Source organism: Thioclava sp. GXIMD4215 (genome assembly GCF_045291555.1).
Lineage (GTDB): Bacteria > Pseudomonadota > Alphaproteobacteria > Rhodobacterales > Rhodobacteraceae > Thioclava > Thioclava litoralis.
In genome coordinates this window covers 1279084-1302794 of the sequence record NZ_CP149515.1, presented here as the reverse complement: position 1 = coordinate 1302794, position 23711 = coordinate 1279084, and the positions used below count along the sequence as shown (strand labels likewise).

22 protein-coding genes are annotated in these 23711 nt (G+C 60.3%); 15 read left to right on the top strand and 7 right to left on the bottom strand.

What is annotated here, in order from left to right:
• Window positions 1-97: 97 nt before the first annotated feature.
• Window positions 98-1939, bottom strand: a complete 1842-nt coding sequence (ilvD, locus tag WDB86_RS06340; RefSeq protein WP_406736910.1) for a dihydroxy-acid dehydratase — start codon at window positions 1937-1939, stop codon at window positions 98-100.
• Window positions 1940-2441: 502 nt separating this feature from the next.
• Here ilvD and WDB86_RS06335 point away from each other — a divergent pair.
• Complete coding sequence (locus tag WDB86_RS06335) at window positions 2442-3392, top strand: lipid A-modifier LpxR family protein (RefSeq protein ID WP_406736909.1); 951 nt, start codon at window positions 2442-2444, stop codon at window positions 3390-3392.
• A 178-nt stretch (window positions 3393-3570) separates the two neighbouring features.
• Window positions 3571-4191 carry a 30S ribosomal protein S4 gene (gene rpsD / locus WDB86_RS06330; RefSeq protein WP_339109293.1) on the top strand — a complete coding sequence of 207 codons (621 nt, stop codon included), beginning with the start codon at window positions 3571-3573 and terminating at the stop codon, window positions 4189-4191.
• A 145-nt stretch (window positions 4192-4336) separates the two neighbouring features.
• Here the strand turns inward: rpsD and WDB86_RS06325 are convergent, their stop codons facing one another.
• The gene (locus tag WDB86_RS06325; RefSeq protein WP_406720449.1) at window positions 4337-4738 is read right to left on the bottom strand and encodes a hypothetical protein; all 402 of its coding nucleotides are present in this window, start codon (window positions 4736-4738) and stop codon (window positions 4337-4339) included.
• Between the two features lie 235 nt (window positions 4739-4973).
• Between WDB86_RS06325 and hisC the strand changes: the two genes are divergently transcribed.
• Both hisC and WDB86_RS06315 read left to right on the top strand, forming a co-directional pair.
• The gene (hisC, locus tag WDB86_RS06320) at window positions 4974-6077 is read left to right on the top strand and encodes a histidinol-phosphate transaminase (protein WP_406736908.1); all 1104 of its coding nucleotides are present in this window, start codon (window positions 4974-4976) and stop codon (window positions 6075-6077) included.
• Window positions 6074-6994: a prephenate/arogenate dehydrogenase family protein gene (locus WDB86_RS06315; RefSeq protein ID WP_339109296.1), complete on the top strand. Its 921-nt coding sequence runs from the start codon at window positions 6074-6076 to the stop codon at window positions 6992-6994. The genes hisC and WDB86_RS06315 overlap by 4 nt, the downstream gene beginning before the upstream one ends.
• Before the next feature lie 45 nt (window positions 6995-7039).
• On the opposite strand, the gene WDB86_RS06310 is transcribed toward WDB86_RS06315, so the two are convergent.
• Window positions 7040-8101 (bottom strand): DUF2125 domain-containing protein, encoded by a 1062-nt coding sequence (locus WDB86_RS06310; RefSeq protein WP_339109297.1) that lies wholly within the window; start codon window positions 8099-8101, stop codon window positions 7040-7042.
• A gap of 63 nt (window positions 8102-8164) precedes the next feature.
• On the opposite strand from WDB86_RS06310, the gene WDB86_RS06305 reads away from it, so the two are divergent.
• The 3 genes from WDB86_RS06305 (at window position 8165) to WDB86_RS06295 (ending at window position 11329) form a co-directional block, all read left to right on the top strand.
• Window positions 8165-8710, top strand: coding sequence for a gamma-glutamylcyclotransferase (locus tag WDB86_RS06305; protein ID WP_339109298.1), 546 nt, complete (start codon window positions 8165-8167; stop codon window positions 8708-8710).
• A 62-nt stretch (window positions 8711-8772) separates the two neighbouring features.
• Window positions 8773-9945 (top strand): biopolymer transporter ExbB, encoded by a 1173-nt coding sequence (locus WDB86_RS06300; RefSeq protein WP_339109299.1) that lies wholly within the window; start codon window positions 8773-8775, stop codon window positions 9943-9945.
• Window position 9946: 1 nt separating this feature from the next.
• A complete protein-coding gene (locus WDB86_RS06295; RefSeq protein ID WP_406736907.1) occupies window positions 9947-11329 on the top strand; it encodes a peptidoglycan -binding protein in 1383 nt (460 codons plus the stop codon).
• Here WDB86_RS06295 and WDB86_RS06290 read toward each other — a convergent pair.
• The 3 genes from WDB86_RS06290 to WDB86_RS06280 all read right to left on the bottom strand — a co-directional run bounded on the left by WDB86_RS06290 (window position 11326) and on the right by WDB86_RS06280 (window position 15122).
• Window positions 11326-12174, bottom strand: a complete 849-nt coding sequence (locus tag WDB86_RS06290) for a M23 family metallopeptidase (protein ID WP_406736906.1) — start codon at window positions 12172-12174, stop codon at window positions 11326-11328. The two genes, WDB86_RS06295 and WDB86_RS06290, sit on opposite strands and share 4 nt — an antisense overlap.
• Before the next feature lie 92 nt (window positions 12175-12266).
• Window positions 12267-14600, bottom strand: a complete 2334-nt coding sequence (gene clpA / locus WDB86_RS06285; RefSeq protein WP_406736905.1) for an ATP-dependent Clp protease ATP-binding subunit ClpA — start codon at window positions 14598-14600, stop codon at window positions 12267-12269.
• A 126-nt stretch (window positions 14601-14726) separates the two neighbouring features.
• Complete coding sequence (locus tag WDB86_RS06280) at window positions 14727-15122, bottom strand: hypothetical protein (RefSeq protein WP_406736904.1); 396 nt, start codon at window positions 15120-15122, stop codon at window positions 14727-14729.
• Window positions 15123-15160: 38 nt separating this feature from the next.
• Between WDB86_RS06280 and WDB86_RS06275 the strand changes: the two genes are divergently transcribed.
• Window positions 15161-16465 (top strand): chloride channel protein, encoded by a 1305-nt coding sequence (locus tag WDB86_RS06275; RefSeq protein WP_406720454.1) that lies wholly within the window; start codon window positions 15161-15163, stop codon window positions 16463-16465.
• Here the strand turns inward: WDB86_RS06275 and gloB are convergent.
• Window positions 16462-17232 carry a hydroxyacylglutathione hydrolase gene (gloB, locus tag WDB86_RS06270; protein WP_406736903.1) on the bottom strand — a complete coding sequence of 257 codons (771 nt, stop codon included), beginning with the start codon at window positions 17230-17232 and terminating at the stop codon, window positions 16462-16464. The genes WDB86_RS06275 and gloB overlap by 4 nt on opposite strands.
• Before the next feature lie 62 nt (window positions 17233-17294).
• On the opposite strand from gloB, the gene WDB86_RS06265 reads away from it, so the two are divergent.
• The 7 genes from WDB86_RS06265 (at window position 17295) to WDB86_RS06235 (ending at window position 23709) form a co-directional block, all read left to right on the top strand.
• The gene (locus WDB86_RS06265; RefSeq protein WP_339109306.1) at window positions 17295-18110 is read left to right on the top strand and encodes a hypothetical protein; all 816 of its coding nucleotides are present in this window, start codon (window positions 17295-17297) and stop codon (window positions 18108-18110) included.
• Window positions 18111-18421: 311 nt separating this feature from the next.
• Complete coding sequence (locus WDB86_RS06260) at window positions 18422-18982, top strand: F0F1 ATP synthase subunit delta (protein WP_406737025.1); 561 nt, start codon at window positions 18422-18424, stop codon at window positions 18980-18982.
• Window positions 18982-20511, top strand: a complete 1530-nt coding sequence (gene atpA / locus WDB86_RS06255) for a F0F1 ATP synthase subunit alpha (RefSeq protein WP_339109308.1) — start codon at window positions 18982-18984, stop codon at window positions 20509-20511. Before WDB86_RS06260 ends, atpA begins: the two co-directional genes overlap by 1 nt.
• 21 nt (window positions 20512-20532) lie before the next feature.
• A complete protein-coding gene (locus WDB86_RS06250; protein WP_339109309.1) occupies window positions 20533-21411 on the top strand; it encodes a F0F1 ATP synthase subunit gamma in 879 nt (292 codons plus the stop codon).
• A 22-nt stretch (window positions 21412-21433) separates the two neighbouring features.
• On the top strand, window positions 21434-22852 hold the full coding sequence (gene atpD, locus WDB86_RS06245) for a F0F1 ATP synthase subunit beta (protein ID WP_339109310.1): 1419 nt from the start codon (window positions 21434-21436) through the stop codon (window positions 22850-22852).
• A gap of 11 nt (window positions 22853-22863) precedes the next feature.
• Window positions 22864-23262 carry a F0F1 ATP synthase subunit epsilon gene (locus WDB86_RS06240; RefSeq protein ID WP_339109311.1) on the top strand — a complete coding sequence of 133 codons (399 nt, stop codon included), beginning with the start codon at window positions 22864-22866 and terminating at the stop codon, window positions 23260-23262.
• A gap of 96 nt (window positions 23263-23358) precedes the next feature.
• Window positions 23359-23709, top strand: coding sequence for an H-type lectin domain-containing protein (locus WDB86_RS06235; protein WP_339109312.1), 351 nt, complete (start codon window positions 23359-23361; stop codon window positions 23707-23709).
• Window positions 23710-23711 lie beyond the last annotated feature (2 nt).

Genomic DNA, 23711 nt, shown 5'->3' with positions numbered 1-23711 from the left:
CGGTCGTTCTGTTAAACGGAAAAACCCGCCCGAGGGGCGGGTTTTGCGCGATATGTCGGATCGGCCTTTTGGCCGATCCTCCTGCGGGCGCCTGTGGTTACTGGTCTTCCGGAAGAATACGCACGCCGCCTTTGGCCGCCGAGGAGGCGAGCATTGCATAGGCTTTGAGCGCGGTGGAGACCGCCCGTTTGCGCGGCCCTTTGGGTTTCCACGGCAGCGGCCCCATTGCCTCGCGGCGGGCGGCCAGTTCGCTTTCGGCCACGGCGAGGTTGATGGTGCGGTTGGGGATGTCGATCTCGATCAGGTCGCCATCCTGCACCAGACCGATCGTACCGCCTTCTTCGGCTTCCGGCGAGACGTGGCCGATGGACAGGCCCGAAGTGCCCCCCGAGAAGCGCCCGTCGGTCAGCAGCGCACATTTCGCGCCCAGACCTTTGGATTTGAGGTAGGAGGTGGGGTAGAGCATTTCCTGCATGCCCGGTCCGCCACGCGGCCCCTCGAAGCGGATGATCACCACTTCGCCCTCTTTGACCTTGCCGGTGAGGATGGCCGAGACCGAGTCGTCCTGGCTTTCGAACACACGGGCCGGACCGGAGAATTTCAGGATGGAATCATCCACCCCTGCGGTTTTCACGATACAGCCATTCAGGGCGATATTGCCGAAGAGCACGGCGAGGCCGCCATCCTTGGAGAAGGCATGCTCGCCCGAGCGGATCACGCCGTTTTCGCGATCCCGGTCGAGCTCCTTATAGCGGTTCGACTGGCTGAAGGCCTGGGTTGTGCGGACGCCGCCCGGGGCGGCACGGTAGAACGCGTCGACCGTATCGGAATTCGAGGTGACGATATCCCATTTGACCAGCGCCTCTGCCATGCTTTCCGAATGCACGGTGCGGCAATCGGCATGGATCAGACCCGCGCGGTTCATTTCGCCCAGAATGCCCATGATGCCGCCTGCGCGGTGCACGTCTTCCATATGCACGTCGGCCTTGGCGGGCGCGACCTTGCACAGCACCGGCACCTTGCGCGAGAGACGGTCGATATCATCCATCGTGAAATCGACCTTGCCCTCATGTGCGATCGCCAGCAGGTGCAGCACGGTATTGGTAGAGCCGCCCATCGCGATATCGAGCGACATGGCATTTTCGAACGCCTCGAAGGTCGCGATGTCGCGCGGCAGCAAGCCGGGCTTCTCGTCCTCGTAATGCGCCTTGGTGATCTCGACGATTTTGCGACCGGCCTCAAGGAACAGCTCCTTACGGTCGGCATGGGTGGCCAGCATCGAGCCATTGCCCGGCAGCGCCAGACCCAGCGCCTCGGCCAGACAGTTCATCGAGTTGGCGGTGAACATGCCCGAGCAGGAGCCACAGGTGGGGCAGGCGTTCTTTTCGAACTCGTCAACCTGTTCATCGGTATATTTGTCATCCGCCGCCACGACCATCGCATCGACAAGGTCGACGGCCTTTTCGAGGTCATTGATGGTGACCTTGCCCGCTTCCATCGGACCGCCCGAGACGAAGACCACGGGAATGTTCAGGCGCATTGCGGCCATCAGCATACCGGGGGTGATCTTGTCGCAGTTGGAGATACAGACCATCGCATCGGCGCAATGGGCATTGACCATATATTCCACCGAATCCGCGATGATCTCGCGCGAGGGGAGCGAATAGAGCATGCCGTCATGGCCCATGGCGATCCCGTCATCGACCGCAATGGTGTTGAATTCCTTTGCCACGCCGCCGGCTTTCTCGATCTCGCGGGCCACCATCTGACCCAGATCCTTCAGGTGGACGTGGCCGGGGACGAATTGCGTGAAGGAGTTGACGACCGCAATGATCGGCTTGCCGAAGTCGCTATCGGTCATGCCGGTTGCGCGCCACAATCCGCGCGCGCCCGCCATATTGCGGCCATGGGTCGATCTGCGGGAACGATAATAGGGCATTGGCTGCTCCCTTTCTTTGGGCAATGGCTTCGAGGGCGCATGCGCCCCTGCTTTCGGAGCGCAGCTTTAGCGCAACCGGCAACGGAAGAACAGGCAAAACAGCCATCCGCTTTTGTAATGCCTCGTTCTGCAGGGACTCCGCGAAAGAAAGTTTCGCGAGGAGAGGTGCCACCCCCGCGAGCAGCTAAGGGTGGCACCCAAAGGCCCCCCGTGGCAGCGGCGGGGCTGAGTGTCCGTTACTCGCCATCGGGTATCCGGCATCACGCGGGGATTAGGCCGGTGGTGGATTCGCCTTTGGCTGTCGGAACAGGATCCATCAATCACCAACTGCGGATGGGAGCAAGGCGTTTGCGCGTGATTGTGGTCTTGGGGCCACTTGCCGCAGCGCGCGCGTGATCTGCTTGCAACGCCGCGCAGGGATGAGCGGCTGGCGGTGCACAAGGCGTTTGCGGCGCATTGCGGCTGTGGCAGGGTCGCAGAAAGACCGCTGAGGGAGCGTAGGATGCACAGGCAGAGCTATGGGGTGATCGGGGCATTGGCGCTGATGCTGGGGGCTGCGGCACCGCTTCGGGCGGAGACCGCCGCTGTGGTCGAGACGCTGCCCGCGCAGGGGTTCCATTATCTGGGCTGGTCGCGGTTCCATTATAATGACCTGATCGGTGACGGTCATGACCGCTGGCAGACCGGCGGTCTGAGCCTGTCCGTTCTTGCGGGGGCGGACTGGACGGGGCGGGCACCTGTGGCGCCTTTCTCGCTTTGGGAATTCCGGTTGGGCGGGTCGGTCATCGCGCCCCAGTCGCTCGAGCATCCGGCCGCCGATGACCGCCGTTATGTCAGCCGCACGGAACTGAGCGCGCGCAGCTATTTCGAGCAGGCGGGCTGGCAGGCTATGGTGGGCTTTGGCGTGGTGGGGATCGGGCCGGACCGTTTGCCGGGCAAGGTGCAGGATGCGCTGCATGACATTCTGGACCAGCCCGATCCGCAGGCCGCGCAGGACCAGCAGCTTGGCAATAAGGTCTGGCCGATGGTTGTGGCCGAATTGCGCTATCCGGTGGAGCTGTCCGAGCGGACGCAACTGATTCCCTTTGTTGCGGGCAAAAGCGGCGACGAGGATCTTCTGACCGCAGGCGCCGATCTGGTTTTCAATGCGGGGCATGGAGAGCTGTGGTTGCGCGATGATGTGCTGGGGCGGCTCTATCTGGGGCTGGGCGACACATATGCGCGGGCCACGCGTTTCGGCCTCGGGGCGGATGTGAGCCATGTCGGCCATAGCGACCTGTTTCCCGGCGAGACTATTGCGGCGGAAGAGACGCGCTATCGTTTGCGGGCCTTTATCAGCCACGGATGGGGCTGGGGGCATATCAGCTATGGGGCAACATGGCTGTCGAAGGAATTCACCACCCAGCCGGAGGGGCAGGTGGTGGGAGATCTGCGCGTGGATATCCGTTTCTGAGCGGCCTGCGGTCTTAGGCGTTGACAGCAGGGCTGGTCCCTGTATAAGCGCGCGGATCGGTGGCGCAGGCTGCCGGTTTTTCTTTGGTGTTGGTGGATCTCGCAAGAGAAAACCTGTCGCCGGTCGCAAGGCCGGAGGAGGACAACGCCCTTCGAAACTTTGATGAAGGAGATCAGCCGTGACCAAACGCACGTCTGCCAAGTACAAAATCGACCGCCGCATGGGCGAAAACATCTGGGGCCGCGCAAAGTCCCCGGTCAACCGTCGTGAATATGGCCCGGGTCAGCACGGTCAGCGCCGCAAGGCAAAACTGTCGGACTTCGGTATCCAGCTGCGCGCCAAGCAGAAGCTGAAAGGCTACTACGGCGACCTGACCGAAAAGCAATTCCGCCGCATCTACGGTGAAGCAGAGCGCGTCAAGGGCGATACCGGTGAAAACCTGATCGGTCTGCTCGAGCGCCGCCTCGACGCCGTTGTGTACCGCGCCAAGTTGGTCCCGACCGTCTTCGCAGCACGCCAGTTCGTCAACCACGGCCACGTTCTGGTGAACGGCAAGCGCGTGAACATCCCCTCCTACCGCGTGAAAGAGGGTGACGTGATCCAAGTGCGTGAGAAGTCCAAGCAAATGGCGCTGGTCATCGAAGCACAAGCCTCGGCAGAGCGCGATATTCCGGACTATCTGGAAGTCGACGGTTCGAAGCTGACCGTGACCTTCACCCGTACCCCGACCCTGTCCGACGTGCCCTATCCGGTCGTCATGGAACCGAATCTGGTCGTCGAATTCTACGCAAAGAACTAAGGTGGCGGGCCTTCGGGCCCCACCGGTTCTTTGCCGAACTCCGCAAAATACAAAAGCCGCAGCTTGGTGCTGCGGCTTTTTACGTTTTGGTCAGTCTTGTCGTGTAACGCTGTGGAGGGGCATGACATTCTGTCATTCTGCCGGCTCATCCGCCCTTGAAGACGTTCAGGAAGGACCAGAGCTGGGCGTCGGATTCCTTCTGGAAGTAATCCCCGAATTCGCCGGATTCGAGTTTGGCGATATAGACCTGCGCTTCGCGTTGGGAAACAAGGCGCGGGCGGTACATCAGTTGCGAGCGTTTCGCCACCTCTTCGGCCCCGCGTCGCAAGGCGCGCTCGGTTCCGGGGCTCCAGTTTTCATCGACGCGACCGACGAAAAGCTGATAGCGCGACAATGTCTGTTTGACGGCAATGCGCTTGGCCTTCGGTAGGGACATGAACACATCCTGCAGGCTGTCCGCGCGGACAGTGGCAGGTAATCCCAAGGCACATAGGAAGGTCGTGGCAAATGCCAGAGGAGGGGCCGCATATGCAGGTATTTGGGACATTGAGAACATTCCTTTGGACTATGTAACGCTTAAGTTGTGAAATCTAAATGAGGCGTAAATCTGTCCGGAGAGCGGTCCATAAACGGGTAAGATTTTAAAATTTACGTAAGTTTTTTCTAAATATGTGGGGCATCTCCCACGCCCTCTGCGGCAAATCTTTGCAGCGACCAAAGATTGCTGGAAAAACTCCCGCCTCGCAGATAAAGAGGCGGCGCAAGATGAGGGTAGATGCATCATGAATGACCAAATTCAACCGCAACCCGGAATTATGGATATCGCGCTTTATGAAGGCGGCGCGTCCAAAGTGGCAGGCCGCACGGATGCGGTGAAGCTCAGCTCGAACGAGAACCCGTTCGGGCCGTCCGACAAGGCGAAAGAAGCCTTTGCGCGCTGTGCGCATTCGATGCATCGCTACCCTTCGACCGATCATGCGGGCCTGCGCGGGGCCATCGGTGATGTCTATAAACTGGATGCCGATAAGATCATTATCGGTGTCGGTTCGGACGAGATCATCCACATGCTCTGTCAGGCCTATGTGGGCGCGGGGTCCGAGGTGGTCTTCACCGAGCACGGCTTCCTGATGTATCGCATCTCGACGATGGCGGCCGGTGGCACGCCGGTCGAGGTCAAAGAGCGCGACCGCACCACCGATGTGGATGCGATTCTGGCCGCCTGCAACGAGAACACCAAGCTGGTGTTCATCGCCAACCCCAATAATCCGACCGGCACGATGATCGCGCCCGCCGAGCTGGAACGTCTGGCCCGTGGTCTGCCGCCGCAGGCGATCTTGGTGATCGACGCCGCCTATTCGGAATATGTCGAGGGTTATGATGGCGGCGCCGATATCGCCACCCGTCTGGAGAATGTCGTGATGACGCGCACCTTCTCCAAGATCTACGGCTTGGGCGGATTGCGCGTGGGCTGGTGCTATGGTCCGAAGGCGATCATTGATGTGCTCAACCGCGTGCGCGGGCCGTTCAATATGTCCACTGCGCAGCTTGAGACCGCCGAGGCTGCCGTGCGCGATCAGGACTGGCTGGAACGCTGCCGCAATGACAACACCCGCCTGCGGGCCTGGCTGGCCGAGGCGCTGGCTGAGAAGGGTGTGCCCTCCGATACCTCCACCGCCAATTTCATTCTGGCGCGCTTTACCTCGACCGCCGAGGCGGAAGCCTGTGACGAGTATCTTAAATCCGAGGGCATTATCGTGCGCCGTGTGGCGGGCTATAACCTGCCGCATTGCCTGCGTATTACCGTGGGGGACGAGCCGTCCTGCCGTCGTGTGGCCCATTTGATCGGTCAGTTCAAAGCGCAGTTCATGGCCGGTGATCTGGCATGATCTTCGGGAAAGTGGCGCTGATCGGGATGGGGCTGATTGCCTCGTCCCTTGCTCATGCGACGAAATGGAAAGGGCTTGCGGGCGAGGTGGCGGGCTATGACCGCGACCCCGAAGTGCGTCGTATCGCCGCCGAGATCGGGCTGGTCGATACTGTCTGTGACAGCCTGTCCGATGTCGTGCGTGATGCCGATCTGGTCATGCTTTGCGTGCCGGTGGGCGTGATGGGGGCGGTCGCCGCCGAGATCGCGCCGCATCTCAAACAGGGGGCCATTCTCAGTGATACGGGCTCGGTGAAACAGGCCGTGGTGGAGGCTGTCGCGCCCCATGTGCCGCAGGGCGTGCATTTCATCCCCGGCCACCCGCTGGCAGGGACCGAGCAATCGGGGCCGCGCTCGGGCTTTGCCACGCTGTTTGTCAACCGCTGGTGGTTGCTGACCCCCTCCGAGACGACCGACCCGCAGGCACTGGCCAAGCTGCGCGCCTATCTCGAGGGGCTGGAGGCGAATGTCGACACGATGGATGCGCCCCATCACGATATCACTCTGGCGGTGACCTCGCATTGCCCGCATCTGATTGCCTATACGATGGTGGGTGTGGCCGATCATGTGCGCCGCGTCAGCCATCAGGAGATCATCAAATACTCCGCCTCGGGTTTTCGGGATTTCACCCGTATCGCAGCGTCGGACCCGACGATGTGGCGCGATGTCTTCCTGACCAACAAAGAGGCCACGCTGGATATTCTGGGGCGCTTTGCCGAGGAGTTGTTCGTGCTGCAACGTGCGATCCGCACTGGCGACGGCGAGATGCTGCACGACTATTTCACCCGCACCCGTGCGATCCGGCGCGGGATCATTGATGCGGGGCAGGATACCGATGCCCCCGATTTCGGGCGGGTGCCCAAGCAGGCGGGCGAGTAGAGGCCGCAACCGTAACGGGCCCCGCGCGGGGCCCGTTTTTTGTGTTTACCCTTCGGCCGATTCAGGGATCTGGATCACCGGAGCTTTGCCCAGCGGCAGCGGCCCGAGCTTCATCTGGCCAGCGCGGAAGGTCAGCGGCAATGTCAGCAGGCCGGATTTGTCGACCATCTGCCCCGCCAGAAGCTTGACCATATCCACGCGGTTCCGCGCGATCAGCCCCGCATCGACAGCCACCTCCAGCCAAGCTTCCCAATCCGGCGTGCTCAGCAGGATCTCGCCTTCGGGCTGGCCGGTTTCGGTGATGGTCAGGGCCCCTTGCGCGCTGACCAGCTTGGCGTCCCAATCCAGCGTGAAATTATCAATCCGCAGCGTTTGCAGCGCGGGCATGCGGGCAAGGCTGCTATTGTCCAGCGGTGTGGCCGTGCCGATGGCGGCATTCAGATGGATCTGGTCGATTTTGTCCGCCAGCGGCGTGTCGGTTGCCGCGCCGTCGGGCAGAAGCTTGCGCAGCGCATCCAGCGGGATCTGCACCTCGTCCATATTGGCTGTGACCTGATAGGCATGGGCAGGGGTCAATGTGGATTGCGCATCTGACGGGTCCACGATCGAGGCCGCACCGCTTTTGGCTTCGTTCAGCGTTACGCTGATCTGGTTCGCGCCAAAATCGATCTTTTCACCGCTGATCTCGGGCTGGTCGAGCACAAGCTTGGCCGCGTTCAGCGGTAGCGAACTGCTCAGCCCCAGATCGACATGAAGCTGGTTGGAGATGTTTGACAGCGTGAACTGATGCCCCGCCCAACCCAGATCGGCTTCTTCGGGCAGGGTCATGGTGATCGAGGTCGGGCTGAACACACCGGCATTGAGCTGGGCATATTCGGCAGCCCAGTTAAAGCCGCCATCGGGCTGGGTCAGCTCGGGAGATTCGAAATTGGCAGTGAATTTCGTGGGAAAGCCACTGACAGCCACTGCCTGTGCCGACCCCCAGCCACCGGCTTCGGCGCTGGCGATCAACGTTTTTGCACGGCTTTCGATCGCGCGTGACATCAGCACCCAATAAGTGCCGAAAATGACACCCAATATGATGATGAGACCCACTAATTTTCGCATTATATACCTCTTCACGCCTCTTGATATCTTATCTATTCGGCACAAGAGAAAAGGACCAGAGACATGAACAAGACGTTATGGGTTTTCGGCTATGGTTCGCTGATCTGGAATCCGGGATTTGTACCGGAAGAACAGGCACTTGGTCGTTTGAAAGGGTGGCATCGCTCTTTCTGCATGACGTCCATTCACTATCGCGGCACTATGCGGAACCCGGGCTTGGTGCTGGCGCTCGACGCGCAGGAAAACGCGGTTTGCGCGGGGGTGGCACTGCGGGCCAAAGCGGGGGAAGAGGCGCAGGTGCTGTCCTATCTGCGCGCCCGCGAGCTGGTCTCGGATGCCTATGAGGAGCGTCTCCTTCCGGTGGCGCTGGCGGACGGGCGCGTGGTCGAGGCGGTGACCTATGTCATCGATCCGGCGAACACCCAGTATTGTCACCACCCGCTAGAGGATCAGGCGCAGATTATCGCCCGCTCCTGCGGCAAGATGGGGCCGAATTGCGAATATCTCTATAATACTGCCCAGCATCTGGGCAGGCTGGGTATCGCGGATCCCGATCTGGACTGGCTCGCGGCACGGGTGCGCCATCTTGCCGAGGAGGCGCGCGGATAGCCCTTGGAGAAACCGCCTGTGACGATTAGGGTCGGGCCGGAAACAGATAATCTAGGCCATCCATGTCGAAGCTGAAGCTTGAACCGCAATTCTCCCAGCCCGTGCGGCAGATCTTTATGATGCTGGTGGTGCTGGGGCTGGTCGCCACCGGTGCAGTTTTCGCCTATGCGCGGATTTTCCCGATTTTCCTGTCCAACCCTTGGCTGAACGGCGTGATTGTGGTGACCTTCGTGCTGGGGGTGCTGGCCTGTTTCTGGCAGGTGGTGCAGTTGATCAAGGCGGTTAGCTGGCTGGAAAGCTTTGCGGCGGACCGTCCGGGCCGGCCCGATGTGCGGGCGCCCGTGATGCTGGCACCGCTGGCGGCCCTTCTGGGGACGCGCCAACGCGCCGATATTGCCACCTCTGCGGGGCGCTCGATTCTGGAGTCGGTGGCCGAGCGGATTGATGAAGGCCGCGATATTACCCGTTATATCACGGGGTTGCTGATCTTTCTGGGGCTTCTGGGCACTTTCTACGGGCTGGCGACAACAGTGCCTGCGGTGGTTGACACCATCCGCGCGCTGGCACCGCAGGAGGGGCAGTCGGGGCTAAGCGTCTTTGACAACCTGATGACCGGCCTTGAGGGACAGCTGGGGGGGATGGGCACGGCGTTTTCCTCCTCGCTTCTGGGGCTTGCGGGGTCGCTGATCGTCGGATTGCTGGAACTGTTCGTGACGCATGGCCAGAACCGGTTCTACCGCGAGCTTGAGGAATGGATCAGCTCGATCAGCCGGCTCAGCTTTGCCGGCGGTGATGGCGAGGAATCGGCGGTGATCGAGATCCTTGACCATATGGCCGAGCAGATGAACCAGCTGAACGGGCTCTTTGCCGAGAGCGAGGGCTCGCGCCGTCAGGTGGATGTGCGTCTGGGTCAGCTTGCGCATGTGATGGAGGGGCTGTCCGACCGCCTTGATAGCGAGATCGCCGCGCGCAGTGCGCAGGCCGAAAGCCTTCAGCGCATGGCCGACGGCCAAGAGCGGCTGGTGATGGCGCTCGAGACGATGGCGGCCTATTATGCCTCGGATCTCTCGGCGGAAAATGATGCCGAGATGCGGATGCGCCTGCGGTCGATGGATGGGCAGATGGCGCGTATCCTCGAAGAGATGTCGGCGGGCCGTCAGGAAAGCATGGCCGAGCTGCGCAATGATTTCGCCGCGATGACCCGCGCCATTCTCGCCCGCCCGCGGGAGAGCTGAGATGGCACTGGCGCGGCGCGGACGGCAGCGGTTTTCCACCAATATCTGGCCCGGTTTCGTGGATGCGATGACCGCGCTTCTGTTGGTGGTCATCTTTGTGCTGTCGATCTTCATGGTGGTGCAATCGGTGCTGCGCCAGCAGGTGAATACGCAGGAAAATGAACTGGCCTCGTTGAATGATACGGTGGACGGGCTGGCGCAGGCGCTGTCGCTGTCGCGTCAGAAGGTGGGGTCGCTGGAAACCAAGCTGACCGATGCCGAAACCGAGGCGCAGCGGCAGGCGACCCTGATCGCCAATCTCACGGGCCAGCTTCGGGATCGCCAGTCCGATTTGGCCGCAGCAGATTCGAAAATCACCGCTTTTGAAGCACAGGTGGCGCATCTTCTGGCAGCGCAAAAGGCGCAGATGCAGGCGTCTGACCAGAAGCTGCGCGTCTCGCAAGCGACGATTGATGACCTTCGCACCAAGCTGCAGGTGTCGGGGGAAGAGATTTCCACGATGACCCTCGCACTGGAGGAGGCCCGCCGTCAGGCCGAAGACACGCTGACCAAACTGGCAGCCGCGCAGGCCGCGCGCGATGACCTGCAGGGCAGGCTGGACAGTCAACTGACCGAGGCCGAACGGCAGGCGGCGTTGCAGGCGGTAGCCGAAAAGGCGCTGGCCGAGCAGAAAGATATCTCGCAAGACGCGGCCCGCAAGGTCGAATTGCTGAACCAGCAGATTGCGGCCCTACGTGGCCAGCTGGGGCAATTACAGGCCGTTCTGGATGATAGCCAGACGCGATCCGCGGCTTCCAAAAGCCAGATCGAATCGCTTGGCACGCAACTCAACTCGGCGCTTGCGCAGCTTGCCGCCGAGCAGAAACGCCGCGCCTCTCTGGAAGAAGCCGCGCGCAAGAAGGCGGAAGCCGAGGCGCAGGATCTGGCAAGCTACCGTTCGGAGTTTTTCGGCCGCCTGTCGAAAATTCTGCAGGGGCGCGAGGGGGTAAAAGTGGTCGGCGACCGCTTCGTCTTCTCCTCTGAAGTGCTGTTCCCGCAGGGGTCTGCCACCCTGTCCGATGAGGGTAAGGCGCAAATCGCGCAGGTGACCCGCTTGCTGGACGAGTTATCTGCCGAGATCCCGCCGCAGCTTGACTGGATCATTCGTGTTGATGGCCATACCGATGACGTGCCGCTTTCGGGGACGGGGCAATATCGCGACAACTGGGAGCTCAGTCAGGCGCGCGCGCTTTCTGTCGTGCGCTATATGATCGACAGTCTGAAATTCCCGCCCAACCGTCTGGCGGCGACAGGTTTCGGGCAATATCGTCCGGTTGCCAAAGGCGATAGTCCAGAGGCGCGTGCCGCCAACCGCCGGATCGAATTGAAACTGACCGAACGCTAGGGCACGGTCACCTCTCCGGCGGTGATATGCCCCGTGGTGTCCGTGACGGTAAAAGTATAGGTGCCCGGTTTCAGGCCGGTTTTTACATTGCGCCCGATGTAGCGTAGATAAAGCGCCTGCGGCTTTTCAAAGGCGATGTTCTGGCTCAGGTTCTGGCCGGCCCCAGAAAGGGTTGCATGTAGATCAGCTTCGGGCTGTCCGCCAAAGCCGTAAATCCACAGGATCAGACGGCCCGCGCCCTCTTGCGGCAATGCGGGCAAACGGCCCTGTTTGATGGCATCATAATCGGGGATCTCACTGGTGAGCCCTGCCAGAAGCACGCCGCCCCCGTCATAGGTAATGGGCGTCGTCCAAAGCTGGGCGTGATCGGCGGCAAGGGTGCAGGCGCTGTCGCCTGCGGTGAACGGGTCAAGCGATTGCCCGTTATGCCGGATTTCGAAATGCACATGAGGAAAGGCCGCCAGTCCGGATTGTCCGATTTCTCCCAATGTGGTGCCGGTGGCCACTTTCTGCCCCGGCTGGACCAGAATAGAGCCGTTTTTCAGATGGCAATATTGGGTTTGCCAGCCTGAGGCATGATCAATGATAACCCCGTTGCCGCATTCTTTATCTTTGACCGAGGCACCGTCAGCAAAGGCGGAATCGGGTTCTCCATCACGGGTGGCGCGCACTGTTCCATCAAGCGCCGCGTAGACTGCGATAGTCTTGCGCATATCTGCGCGGGTAGGGACTGCGATATCGGTGCCGTCATGGCCGTCATATGTCAGATCCCCGCAGGCGCTATCGGTGGCCCCGGGGCCGGGATCGTGATCGACATAGTTCTGGATATAGCAGGTTTTTCCCAAGGTGCAGTCGACCGGAAAGGCAAATCGCGGCTCGGATAAAGTTTCGGCCCCGCAAGGCAGGGCCGAAACAAGTAGAAGAAGAAAAGGCCGCATCAATCGGCTGTCAGCAGCGGTGGTTTCGAGCCGGTGATCCGCGGTTTGCCAGGCTCTTCGACCTCGATAACGATTTCGTCGTCCTTCACCGAGACCTTGGCCAGACCGCCTTTGGTCAGCTTGCCGAATAGCAGTTCTTCGGCAAGCGGCTTCTTGATATGCTCTTGGATCACGCGGCCCAAGGGACGGGCCCCCATCCGCTCGTCATAACCTTTCTCGGCCAGCCAGTTTGCAGCTTCCGGTGTCAGCTCGATATGAACGTTGCGATCGATCAGCTGGGCTTCAAGCTGCAGCACGAATTTATCGACCACTTGGATAATGGTCTCGCGCGGTAGCGGGGCGAAGCTGACCACCGCATCCAGACGGTTGCGGAATTCCGGCGTGAAGGTCCGTTCGATCGCGGCCGTGTCTTCGCCCTCGCGGCGATCCCGACCGAAACCGATTGCGGCTTTTGCCATATCGGAGGCACCCGCATTCGAGGTCATGATCAGGATCACGTTGCGGAAATCGACCTGACGACCGTTATGGTCGGTCAGTTTGCCGTTATCCATCACCTGCAGCAGGATGTTGTAGACATCGGGATGTGCTTTCTCGATCTCGTCCAGCAGCAACACGCAATGCGGATGCTGGTCGACGCCATCGGTCAGAAGGCCACCCTGATCAAAGCCGACATAGCCCGGAGGGGCGCCGATCAGGCGCGAGACCGCATGTTTCTCCATATATTCCGACATGTCGAACCGCAGCATCTCGACGCCGAGTGAGCTGGCAAGCTGTTTGGCCACTTCGGTCTTACCCACACCGGTCGGACCGGCAAAGAGGTAGTTGCCGATGGGCTTCTCGGGCTCGCGCAGACCGGCACGGGCCAGCTTGATCGAGGCGGCCAGCACTTCGATGGCCTTGTCCTGACCGAAGACCACGCGTTTCAGCGTTTTCTCCAGATCGCGCAGCACCTCGGCATCGTCTTTCGAGACGTTTTTCGGGGGGATGCGGGCAATCTTGGCCACGACATTCTCGATTTCTTTCGGTGTGATCGTCTTGCGACGCTTGCTGTCGGGTAGCAGATGCTGGGCGGCACCTGCCTCGTCGATCACATCGATCGCCTTATCGGGCAGCTTACGGTCGTGGATATAGCGCGCCGACAGCTCTACCGCAGTCTTGATCGCATCATTGGTGAAGCGGATGTCGTGATGCTCCTCGAAGTAGGGCTTGAGACCCATGAGGATTTTCACGGCATCTGCGGTCGAGGGCTCGTTCACATCGATCTTCTGGAAGCGCCGCGACAGGGCGCGGTCTTTCTCGAAATGTTGACGGAATTCCTTATAGGTGGTCGACCCCATGCAGCGCAGCTTTCCGCCAGCCAGCGCCGGTTTCAGCAGGTTCGAGGCATCCATCGCGCCGCCCGAAGTGGCCCCCGCACCGATCACGGTGTGGATCTCGTCGATAAACAGGATCGCATCGGGATGGTCTTCAAGCTCTTTCACAACCGCTTTCAGACGTTCCTCGAAGTCACCACGGTAACGGGTGCCCGCCAGAAGCGCGCCCATGTCGAGCGAATAGATCGTCGAGCCTTTAAGGATCTCGGGCGTCTCGCCACGGGTGATTTTCAGCGCAAGACCTTCCGCGATTGCGGTTTTCCCCACGCCCGGATCGCCCACCAGAAGCGGGTTGTTCTTGCGACGGCGGCATAGCACCTGCACGCAGCGTTCCACCTCTTCATGGCGCCCGATCAGCGGGTCGATATCGCCTTTCTTGGATTTCTTGTTGAGATCGACGCAATATTTGGCCAGCGCCGACTCCTTGCCCTCGCGCTCGGACTGATGGTTGGTGGTGTCGGCCTTGTTGGTCTCTTCCTCATCGGCACCGGTGACAGACCGGTTTTCGCCGAATTCCGGATCTTTCGCGACACCATGCGCGATAAAGTTCACCGCATCATAGCGGGTCATTTCCTGCTCTTGCAGGAAGAAGGCCGCATTGGATTCCCGCTCTGCGAAGATCGCGACCAGTACATTGGCCCCCGTCACCTCGGAGCGACCCGAAGATTGCACATGAATGGCCGCGCGTTGGATCACGCGCTGGAAAGCAGCCGTGGGCACCGCTTCGGAGCCTTCAACCTCGGTAATCAGGGTCGAGAGGTCATCATCGATGAAGTCGGTTAGGGTTTGACGAAGTTCATCCAGATCGACCGAGCAGGCCCGCATGACGCGATTTGCGTCGGGCTCGTCGATCAGCGCCAGCAGCAGGTGCTCAAGCGTCGCCAGTTCGTGCCGGCGCGCGTTGGCCAGTGCCAGCGCACCATGAATTGCTTGTTCCAAAGTGGTCGAGAACGAAGGCATGTGGTGCTCCTTTCCTATGTTGGCGGCGGTATCAAAGCGACCCGATCACCAACCTGGCCTCATAGTATTAAACTTCGGTGGAAATTCGCGCTGTTCAAGACCTTTGGTGCAAATTCCAGTTAAGTTTCAGGCTCCGCTGGAAAAGTAAACAGAAGGTAACCAGAAAGATCTTTCACGTGGCTTGCCTTGCAAACTGGCCTTTTGCGCCAGCGATTTCAATCCGCTGTCGAAAATTTGCGACAAAATTACGACAAGTTCTGCTAAAAAAATAGGCAGATACAAGATCGGGGCCGCGCGGTTGCGAGATTCGGATTTTCTGACGGAACGGCAAAACCGGCGGAGTTTCTCGTTTTTCCGGAAGTCAGCTAAAAATAAGCTTGATTGCGACAATTCGTACCGGCTTTTCGAAGAGATTGAGACTTGAAACCGGAGAGGCTGCGGCACTAGGGAGGCGGGGGAGCCCAAAGGTTTAAAATATGCGCAGATATAAAATTTCTCGAAATGCAATGTTGCGGCGGTCACGGGCTATGGTGTCCTCGCGCAGATTGTGGAAATCGCGCTTGATTTTCTGGCTCGGGGCTATCGCGATTGGTGTGATTTCGGTGGGTTTTGCGACCGCTGCCGATTACGCCCAAGAGCTGTTTCGCGGGCTTACGGTCGATGCGGGCCGGAACTGGTTGCCCCTGATCATCACCCCGCTTGGGTTTCTGTTATGTGCCTATCTGGCCCTGACCCTTTTTCCGGGCACGTCCGGGTCGGGCATTCCGCAGGCGATCGCCGCCCAGACCCTTACCGAACCGGGAGAGCGCGCGAAGCTCTTGTCGTTGAAGATGGTGTTCGGGAAGATTCTATTGACCATTCTGGGGCTCTTCTCGGGCGGGTCCATTGGCCGTGAGGGGCCAACGGTGCAGATCGGTTCGGCCATCATGTTGCAATCGGCCAGTCTGGGCGGGATGGCCCATTCACGTGGTCTGATTCTGGCGGGGTCGGCTGCGGGGATCGCGGCTGCGTTCAACACGCCGCTGGCGGGCATCGTGTTCGCGATCGAAGAGATGAGCCGCAGCTACCAGTCGCGTACGAATGGTGTGGTGTTGTCGGCGGTGATCATCGCCGGTATCGCCTCCCTCAGTCTGCTGGGAAACTATACCTATTTCGGGATTTCTGACTCGATTGGCGAATTGCCGCGCGATCTCGGTCTGGTGCTCGTTTGTGGCGTGACCGGCGGGTTGTTCGGCGCACTCTTCTCGCGTCTGGTGATCAATATCACGCGGCGTATCCGTCGCTGGAAAGCCAATGGCAACGCCTTTCGCCGCTCGCTTCTGCAGGCGTTGATCTGCGGGATTATCACGGCGGTGATCGGCTATGTTTATGCGGGCTCGACCTTCGGGACTGGCTATGGCGAGGCGCGGGCCTCGATCGAGGGCGAAGCCCTGCCGCTGACGTTCTTCTTTGCCAAGCTGATTGCCACCGTCGCGGCCACCGTTTCGGGGATTCCGGGCGGTCTTTTTGCACCGTCTCTCGCTGTCGGTGCCGGGCTTGGGTCTTCTATTGCCTTGATTATGGGGACAAATGTCGGACTTGCATCGATCCTCGGGATGGCAGGGTATTTTGCGGGGGTTGTGCAATCCCCGATGACGGCTTTCGTGATTATCGTCGAAATGACGGGCAGCCATAGCAATATCGTGCCGGTCATGGCAGCGTCGATGATCGGCTACGGGACCGCGCGCTTTGTGTCGCCAGAACCGCTTTATGGTACCTTGGCACGGTTTTTCATTGCGGATGCGTTGCGTCTGCGGCGCGCCAAGGCGCAGGCCGCGCGCGAGACCGATACCGATGCGGCCCCCGAAGGCGCCGCAAAAGCTTAGAACTGGTCTTTGGCCTGCCGCGCCTTGGTAAAGACATCAAGCGCGGAGGCCGTTGACGGAAGTCCGAGGGCGGCCTTCAGATCCGGATCATCGGCGCGCAGGAACGGGTTGGTGGCTTTTTCCAGCGCAAGGGTCGAGGGCACGCTTGGCTCGCCCCGATTGCGGCGGGTCAGGGTCTCGCGCATGCGGGACTTCAGCGCGGGGTTGTCGGGTTCGAGATGCAGGGCGAAGCGTCCATTGGCTTCGGTATATTCATGCCCCGAACAGACGATGATGCCATCGGGCAGGGCCGCGAGGCGGCGCAGGCTGGCCAGCATCTGCTCGGGCGAGCCTTCGAACAGGCGTCCGCAGCCCCAGCTCATCAGGCTGTCTCCGGTGAATACCATGCCGGATTGCGGAAAATAATAGGCCAGATGCCCGACGGTATGGCCCGGCACATCCAGCACCTGCACCGCGTCCGATCCGATCTGGATCTGGTTGCCCGGTTCAAGCGCCACATCCAGCGGCGGCAGGCGATGGGCATCGGCGGCCGCTCCGATGACCTTGGCACCGGTGCGGGCGCGAATTTCAGTCACGCCCGCGATGTGATCCTCATGGTGGTGGGTCAACAGGATTCCATCCAGTTTTACCCCCGCAACCTTGAGAGCTTCGAGGATCGGCGCGGCCTCGGGCGCATCGACCAGCGTCACGGCACCGGTTGGCGCGTCTTTGACGATATAGGCGTAATTGTCGCTACGGCAGGGGATGATCGACAGTTCGATGGTCATGGCGTTTTCGAGAACCTTCACTATGTTTAGGGCAGGCTAAGCCGAATAGGACAAAAGCTGCAATGCATGTAGATGTGCTTGATCTGCGAAATTTCTATTACCGGACCCAGTTGGGACGTGTGGCACAACGGGCGCTGCGCGATCAGGTGCTGGCGATCTGGCCTGCCGACGGGGCAGGGGCTACCGGGCGCACGGTTGCGGGCTTCGGCTTTACCGCTCCGCTTCTGCGTCCCTATCTGGAGAATGCGCGGCGGGTGATTTCGCTGATGCCTGCGCCGCAGGGGGTGATGCCGTGGCCCGCAGGCGAGCCGAATGTCTCGGTGCTGACCGAAGAACTGCAATGGCCGCTGGAGACCGGTCTGGTGGACCGTCTGGTGGTCATGCATGCCATCGAGCAGTCCGACAATGCCAATGACCTGTTGGAGGAATGCTGGCGTGTCATGGGGCCCGGAGGGCGGGCGCTGCTGATTGTGCCCAACCGTGCGGGGCTTTGGGCCCCGCGCGAGACAACGCCGTTCGGGTTCGGAAAACCCTATACCCTGTCGCAACTTGATAATCTGGCGCGGCGCAACGGGTTTGTCCCTGAACGCCACACTGCGGCGCTTTATATCCCGCCATCGCACCGGCGATTCTGGCTGCGTTCGGCGCAGATGTGGGAAGGGGTCGGGCAGAAGATTTCCGGCCTGCTCGCGGCGGGGGTCGTGATGCTGGAGGTGTCCAAACAGGTCACCCAGCCACGCAAGCCGGGCTTGGGCGCAAGGGTGCGGCGGCCGCTCTCCATTCTGGAAGGCGCAGCCAAGCCCGCGACAGAGCCGTCATGGCGGATCAACCACGGGCGCGGCGGCAATGTTACACATCATCGTCTGACGGATCACTAGGGGCTGGGGCAAATTGACGCAGATTCGGCCCGCTATTTGTGTATTTGGTATTAAAATATGACGAATAGGCGTCTTGACTTGGCCGAACTTGTTAATGGTAGCGCCCTCAGCCAAAAAAACAGGCGAAATCTGTCGGCGATGTTCACGGCTTAGTGCGCAAGAAGGTTGCGGGTGGGGGGCGGCTCTGTTACATCCTGCTACCGAAACGAGGGCGAGCGTGGGCGCGCCCTGAGGAGATCTCCGGTTGTTGCCTTCCGGTCCGTTTAGGGGCGGGGGGCTACGGGTGGAGGATTAACATCGGAAGGGTGGCCGTGTCCGAACCAGCTTCAATTTCCGCAGGCATTGCCGACCGTTATGCAACGGCGGTTTTTGAGATTTACAAAGACTCCGGTCAGCTTGATACGCTGAAGGCTGAGGTCGATGCCTTGGAGGCCGCGCTTGCTGAGAGCGCCGATCTGCAAGACCTGATCAACAGCCCGATCTATACGCGTGACCAGCAGGACGCCGCGATCGAGGCCATCGGTAAGTCGATGGGGCTGAGCGCGACGATGATCCACACGCTGGGTCTCATGGCACAAAAGCGCCGCCTGTTCATTCTGCCCGCATTGCTGCGCGCTCTGAGCGCGATGATCGCGGAAGCAAAAGGCGAGGTCACCGCAGATGTGACCTCTGCAACCGAACTGTCCCAAGAGCAGCAAGCCAAACTGGCCGACGCCCTTGCGGCAAAGACGGGTAAAACCGTTAAGCTGAACATTGCAGTCGATGAGACCCTCATCGGTGGCATGATCGTCAAGCTGGGCTCGCGCATGGTCGATACCTCGATCCGCTCGCAGCTCGCTTCCCTCCAGAATAGCATGAAAGAGGTTGGATAATGGGTATCCAGGCATCTGAGATCTCTGCGATCCTCAAGGAGCAGATCAAGAATTTCGGGCAGGATGCCCAGGTCGCCGAAGTCGGCCGTGTTCTTTCCGTAGGCGACGGCATTGCCCGCGTTTATGGTCTGGACAACGTCCAAGCCGGTGAGATGGTCGAATTCCCGGGCGGCATCCGTGGCATGGCGCTCAACCTCGAAACCGACAATGTCGGTATCGTTATCTTCGGCTCCGACCGTGACATCAAGGAAGGTGACACCGTCAAGCGCACCAACGCCATCGTTGACGTGCCTGCAGGTGACGCGCTTCTGGGTCGCGTTGTGGACGCCCTCGGCAACCCGCTCGACGGCAAAGGCCCGATCGAGGCGACCGAGCGCCGTGTGGCCGACGTTAAAGCGCCGGGCATCATCCCGCGTAAATCGGTTCACGAGCCGATGGCAACCGGCATCAAGTCGGTCGACGCGATGATCCCGATCGGCCGTGGCCAGCGTGAACTTATCATCGGCGACCGTCAGACCGGTAAGACCGCAATCGCGCTCGACACCATCCTGAACCAGAAAGTCTACAATGACGCAGATCCGGCAAACGCGCTGCACTGCTTCTATGTGGCTATCGGTCAGAAGCGTTCGACCGTTGCCCAGCTGGTGAAAAAGCTCGAAGAAGCGGGCGCGATGGCTTACACTACCGTGATCGCGGCAACCGCTTCGGACCCCGCGCCGATGCAGTATCTGGCTCCCTATGCGGCAACCGCAATGGCCGAATACTACCGCGACAACGGCAAGCACGCGCTGATCATCTATGATGACCTCACCAAGCAGGCTGTGGCCTACCGTCAGATGTCGCTGCTGCTGCGTCGTCCGCCGGGGCGTGAAGCCTTCCCGGGCGACGTGTTCTATCTTCACTCGCGCCTGCTGGAGCGTTCGGCCAAGATGAACGAAGAGTTCGGTCTTGGTTCGCTGACCGCTCTGCCGGTGATCGAAACCCAAGCGGGTGACGTGGGGGCCTACATCCCGACCAACGTGATCTCGATCACCGACGGTCAGATCTTCCTTGAAACCGACCTGTTCTACCAAGGCATCCGCCCTGCTGTGAACACCGGTCTGTCGGTGTCGCGTGTGGGGTCGTCCGCTCAGACCAACTCGATGAAATCGGTGGCTGGTGCCGTGAAGCTGGAACTCGCGCAATACCGCGAGATGGCCGCCTTCGCCCAGTTCGGTTCCGACCTCGACGCTGCGACCCAGAAGCTTCTGAACCGTGGTGCGCGTCTGACCGAGCTGATGAAACAGCCGCAATATTCGCCGCTGACCAATGCTGAGATCGTTGCTGTGATCTTCGCAGGGACCCACGGGTTCCTCGACAAGGTCGACGTGAAGGATGTGACCCGCTGGGAAGCCGGTCTGGTGACCTTCCTGCGTTCGTCCAAGAAAGACGTGCTTGACTGGATCACCAACGAAGATCCCAAGATCAAGGGCGAAGCAGCTGACAAGCTGAAAGCAGCCATCGAAGCATACGCAAAGACGTTCGCGTAAGCGGCCCGGAAGGATAGGGATATGCCCAGCCTTAAGGACCTCAAAAACCGGATCGCGAGTGTCAAGAACACTCGTAAGATCACGAAGGCGATGCAAATGGTCGCGGCAGCAAAATTGCGCCGCGCCCAAGAAGCAGCCGAAAGCGCACGGCCCTTCGCCGAGCGTATGAACGCTGTGATGTCATCGCTGGCCGCCTCGGTGGGCGGCTCTGATAGCGCGCCCCGGCTTCTGGCCGGGACGGGTTCGCAGCAGGTACATCTTCTGGTGGTGATGACGGCGGAACGCGGCCTGTGTGGCGGCTTCAACGTCAATATCGCCAAGAAGGCAAAGCAAGCAGCGCATAAGCTCAAGGCCGAAGGCAAGACGGTGAAAATCATCACCGTCGGCAAGAAAGGCCGCGATTCGATGCGCCGCGAGCTTGGTGACCTGTTCATCGATCACGTCGATCTGTCGGGGGTGAAGAACCTGCGTTATGTCGACGCGCAATCCATTGCGAAGAACGTGCTTGCCCGCTTTGACGCAGGCGAGTTCGATGTTGCGACGATCTTCTATTCGCGCTTCCAGTCGGTGATCGCCCAGATCCCGACGGCGCATCAGATCATCCCCGCAACCTTCGACGCACCGGAAGATGCAACTGGCGCTTCGGCAGTCTATGACTACGAGCCCAGCGAAGAAGCGATCCTGCATGACCTGCTGCCGCGTGGTGTGGCAACGCAGATCTTCACGGCGCTTCTGGAAAATGCTGCATCGGAGCAAGGCGCACGTATGTCCGCAATGGACAACGCAACGCGCAACGCCGGCGATATGATCGACGACCTGACCGTGGAATTCAACCGTTCCCGCCAGGCCGCAATCACCACCGAGCTTACGGAAATTATTTCGGGCGCTGAGGCGCTCTGACCGAACCGGAGAAAACACACCAATGGCAAAGCATGGCAAAGTGACGCAGGTCATCGGCGCCGTCGTGGACGTTCAGTTCGAAGACGGCCTGCCCGAAATCCTCAATGCGCTCGAGACCACCAACAACGGCAACCGCCTCGTTCTGGAGGTTGCGCAGCACCTCGGTCAGGGCACCGTTCGCACCATCGCGATGGACTCGACCGAAGGTCTGGTCCGCGGCGCGGGCGTGACCGATACCGGCGCACCGATCTCGGTGCCGGTTGGCGCGCCGACCCTCGGCCGTATCCTGAACGTCATCGGCGAGCCGGTTGATGAAAAAGGCGAAGTCGCGAAAGACGAAGTCCGCGCGATCCACCAGCCCGCTCCGGAATTCTCCGAGCAATCGACCGAGAGTGCCGTTCTTGTGACCGGCATCAAGGTGATCGACCTTCTCGCGCCCTACGCAAAGGGTGGTAAGATCGGTCTGTTCGGTGGTGCAGGCGTGGGTAAAACCGTTCTGATCATGGAACTGATCAACAACATCGCAAAAGTGCACTCGGGCTTCTCGGTGTTTGCAGGTGTTGGCGAGCGGACCCGTGAAGGGAACGACCTCTATCACGAAATGATCGAATCCGGCGTTATCGTTCCCGATAACCTGTCGGAATCGAAAGTGGCACTGGTCTACGGCCAGATGAACGAGCCTCCGGGGGCACGTTCGCGCATCGCCCTGACCGGTCTGACCATCGCAGAGCAATTCCGCGACAGCTCGGGTTCGGACGTTCTGTTCTTCGTGGACAACATCTTCCGCTTCACCCAAGCCGGTTCGGAAGTGTCGGCCCTTCTGGGTCGTATCCCTTCGGCCGTGGGCTACCAGCCGACGCTGGCCACCGATATGGGCGCGATGCAGGAACGCATCACCTCGACGAAGAAGGGCTCGATCACCTCGATCCAGGCCGTCTACGTTCCTGCGGACGACTTGACCGACCCCGCGCCGGCAACTACCTTCGCCCACCTCGACGCAACCACCGTTCTGTCGCGTGCGATCTCGGAACTGGGGATCTACCCCGCCGTTGACCCGCTCGACAGCTCCTCGCGTATGATGGATCCGCAGATCCTCGGCGAAGAGCACTATAAAGTGGCGCGCGACGTGCAAAACATCTTGCAACGCTACAAATCGCTGCAAGATATCATCGCGATCCTCGGTATGGACGAACTGTCGGAAGAAGATAAGATCACCGTGCAACGCGCACGTAAGATCCAGCGCTTCCTCTCGCAGCCGTTCGACGTGGCAAAAGTCTTCACCGGCTCGGACGGTGTTCAGGTTCCGCTGGAAGACACGATTTCGTCCTTCAAGGCCGTTGTCGCTGGCGAATATGACCACCTGCCGGAAGCAGCCTTCTACATGGTTGGCGGCATCGAGGAAGTGAAAGCCAAAGCCGAGAAACTCGCGGCGAACGCGTAAGGAGGCGGCTCATGGCCAATACGATGCAAGCCGATCTCGTGGCCCCCGAACGGAAGCTCGCTTCCGTTCAAGCCACGCAGGTTCTCGTTCCGGGTGCCGAAGGCGACATGACGGTCATGCCGGGCCACGCGCCCGTCATTACCTCGCTGCGCCCCGGCAAGCTGACGATCGTGTCTGAAGCGGGGGAAGAAAGCTATGCCGTCACCGGCGGCTTTGCCGAGATCTCGCAAGACGGTATTGCCGTTCTGGCCGAGCGTGCCCTTCCTGCGGCAGAGTTCACGGCAGAGATTGCCGCGCAACTCGTTGACGAAGCGCGCAAGGCACATGCGGAGGCAACTCCTTCGGTTGCCGAGATGACCGCGAAGATGCTTGCCGACATGGAAGCCCTCGGGGCACATATGCTCGGTTAATTCCGGACACATCACAGAAAGAGCCCCACAAATTTGTGGGGCTTTTTTTTACTTTATCGGTATATGGTCGGGTTGAAAGACGGATGGAGCGGCTTGATGCTGAAAATTGACGCACAACAGGTTGGCATCGGCCAAGGGACCTTGGTGCTTTTTTCGGACTATCAGGATGGCGGCAAGATGTGGACGGGCACCGGCCCGCGCGAATTGCGCCGCGTGGTGAATTTTGACGAGGCCTATGCGATGCCTCCCAAAGTTCAGGTCACGCTTTCGATGTGGGATATCGATCAGCAGCATAATCCGCGTATGGATATCTCGGCGGATATGATCACCACCGAAGGCTTTGTGATCGTGTTCCGGACATGGGGGGATAGCAAGGTGGCACGGGTGCGCGCCGACTGGCTTGCCATCGGTCCTGTGCGTCATGATGACGACTGGGATGTTTATTGAGG

What these genes read in the sequence shown, in the direction of transcription:
- atpA (WP_339109308.1), top strand. Translation starts at nt 18,982, where the DNA reads ATGGGTATCCAGGCATCTGAGATCTCTGCGATCCTCAAGGAGCAGATC.
- WDB86_RS06250 (WP_339109309.1), top strand. Translation starts at nt 20,533, where the DNA reads ATGCCCAGCCTTAAGGACCTCAAAAACCGGATCGCGAGTGTCAAGAAC.
- clpA (WP_406736905.1), bottom strand. Translation starts at nt 14,600, where the DNA reads ATGCCTTCGTTCTCGACCACTTTGGAACAAGCAATTCATGGTGCGCTG.
- WDB86_RS06300 (WP_339109299.1), top strand. Translation starts at nt 8,773, where the DNA reads ATGTCGAAGCTGAAGCTTGAACCGCAATTCTCCCAGCCCGTGCGGCAG.
- WDB86_RS06295 (WP_406736907.1), top strand. Translation starts at nt 9,947, where the DNA reads ATGGCACTGGCGCGGCGCGGACGGCAGCGGTTTTCCACCAATATCTGG.
- hisC (WP_406736908.1), top strand. Translation starts at nt 4,974, where the DNA reads ATGAATGACCAAATTCAACCGCAACCCGGAATTATGGATATCGCGCTT.
- WDB86_RS06265 (WP_339109306.1), top strand. Translation starts at nt 17,295, where the DNA reads ATGCATGTAGATGTGCTTGATCTGCGAAATTTCTATTACCGGACCCAG.
- ilvD (WP_406736910.1), bottom strand. Translation starts at nt 1,939, where the DNA reads ATGCCCTATTATCGTTCCCGCAGATCGACCCATGGCCGCAATATGGCG.
- WDB86_RS06310 (WP_339109297.1), bottom strand. Translation starts at nt 8,101, where the DNA reads ATGCGAAAATTAGTGGGTCTCATCATCATATTGGGTGTCATTTTCGGC.
- WDB86_RS06240 (WP_339109311.1), top strand. Translation starts at nt 22,864, where the DNA reads ATGGCCAATACGATGCAAGCCGATCTCGTGGCCCCCGAACGGAAGCTC.
- WDB86_RS06315 (WP_339109296.1), top strand. Translation starts at nt 6,074, where the DNA reads ATGATCTTCGGGAAAGTGGCGCTGATCGGGATGGGGCTGATTGCCTCG.
- WDB86_RS06335 (WP_406736909.1), top strand. Translation starts at nt 2,442, where the DNA reads ATGCACAGGCAGAGCTATGGGGTGATCGGGGCATTGGCGCTGATGCTG.
- WDB86_RS06325 (WP_406720449.1), bottom strand. Translation starts at nt 4,738, where the DNA reads ATGTCCCAAATACCTGCATATGCGGCCCCTCCTCTGGCATTTGCCACG.
- WDB86_RS06305 (WP_339109298.1), top strand. Translation starts at nt 8,165, where the DNA reads ATGAACAAGACGTTATGGGTTTTCGGCTATGGTTCGCTGATCTGGAAT.
- atpD (WP_339109310.1), top strand. Translation starts at nt 21,434, where the DNA reads ATGGCAAAGCATGGCAAAGTGACGCAGGTCATCGGCGCCGTCGTGGAC.
- WDB86_RS06235 (WP_339109312.1), top strand. Translation starts at nt 23,359, where the DNA reads ATGCTGAAAATTGACGCACAACAGGTTGGCATCGGCCAAGGGACCTTG.
- gloB (WP_406736903.1), bottom strand. Translation starts at nt 17,232, where the DNA reads ATGACCATCGAACTGTCGATCATCCCCTGCCGTAGCGACAATTACGCC.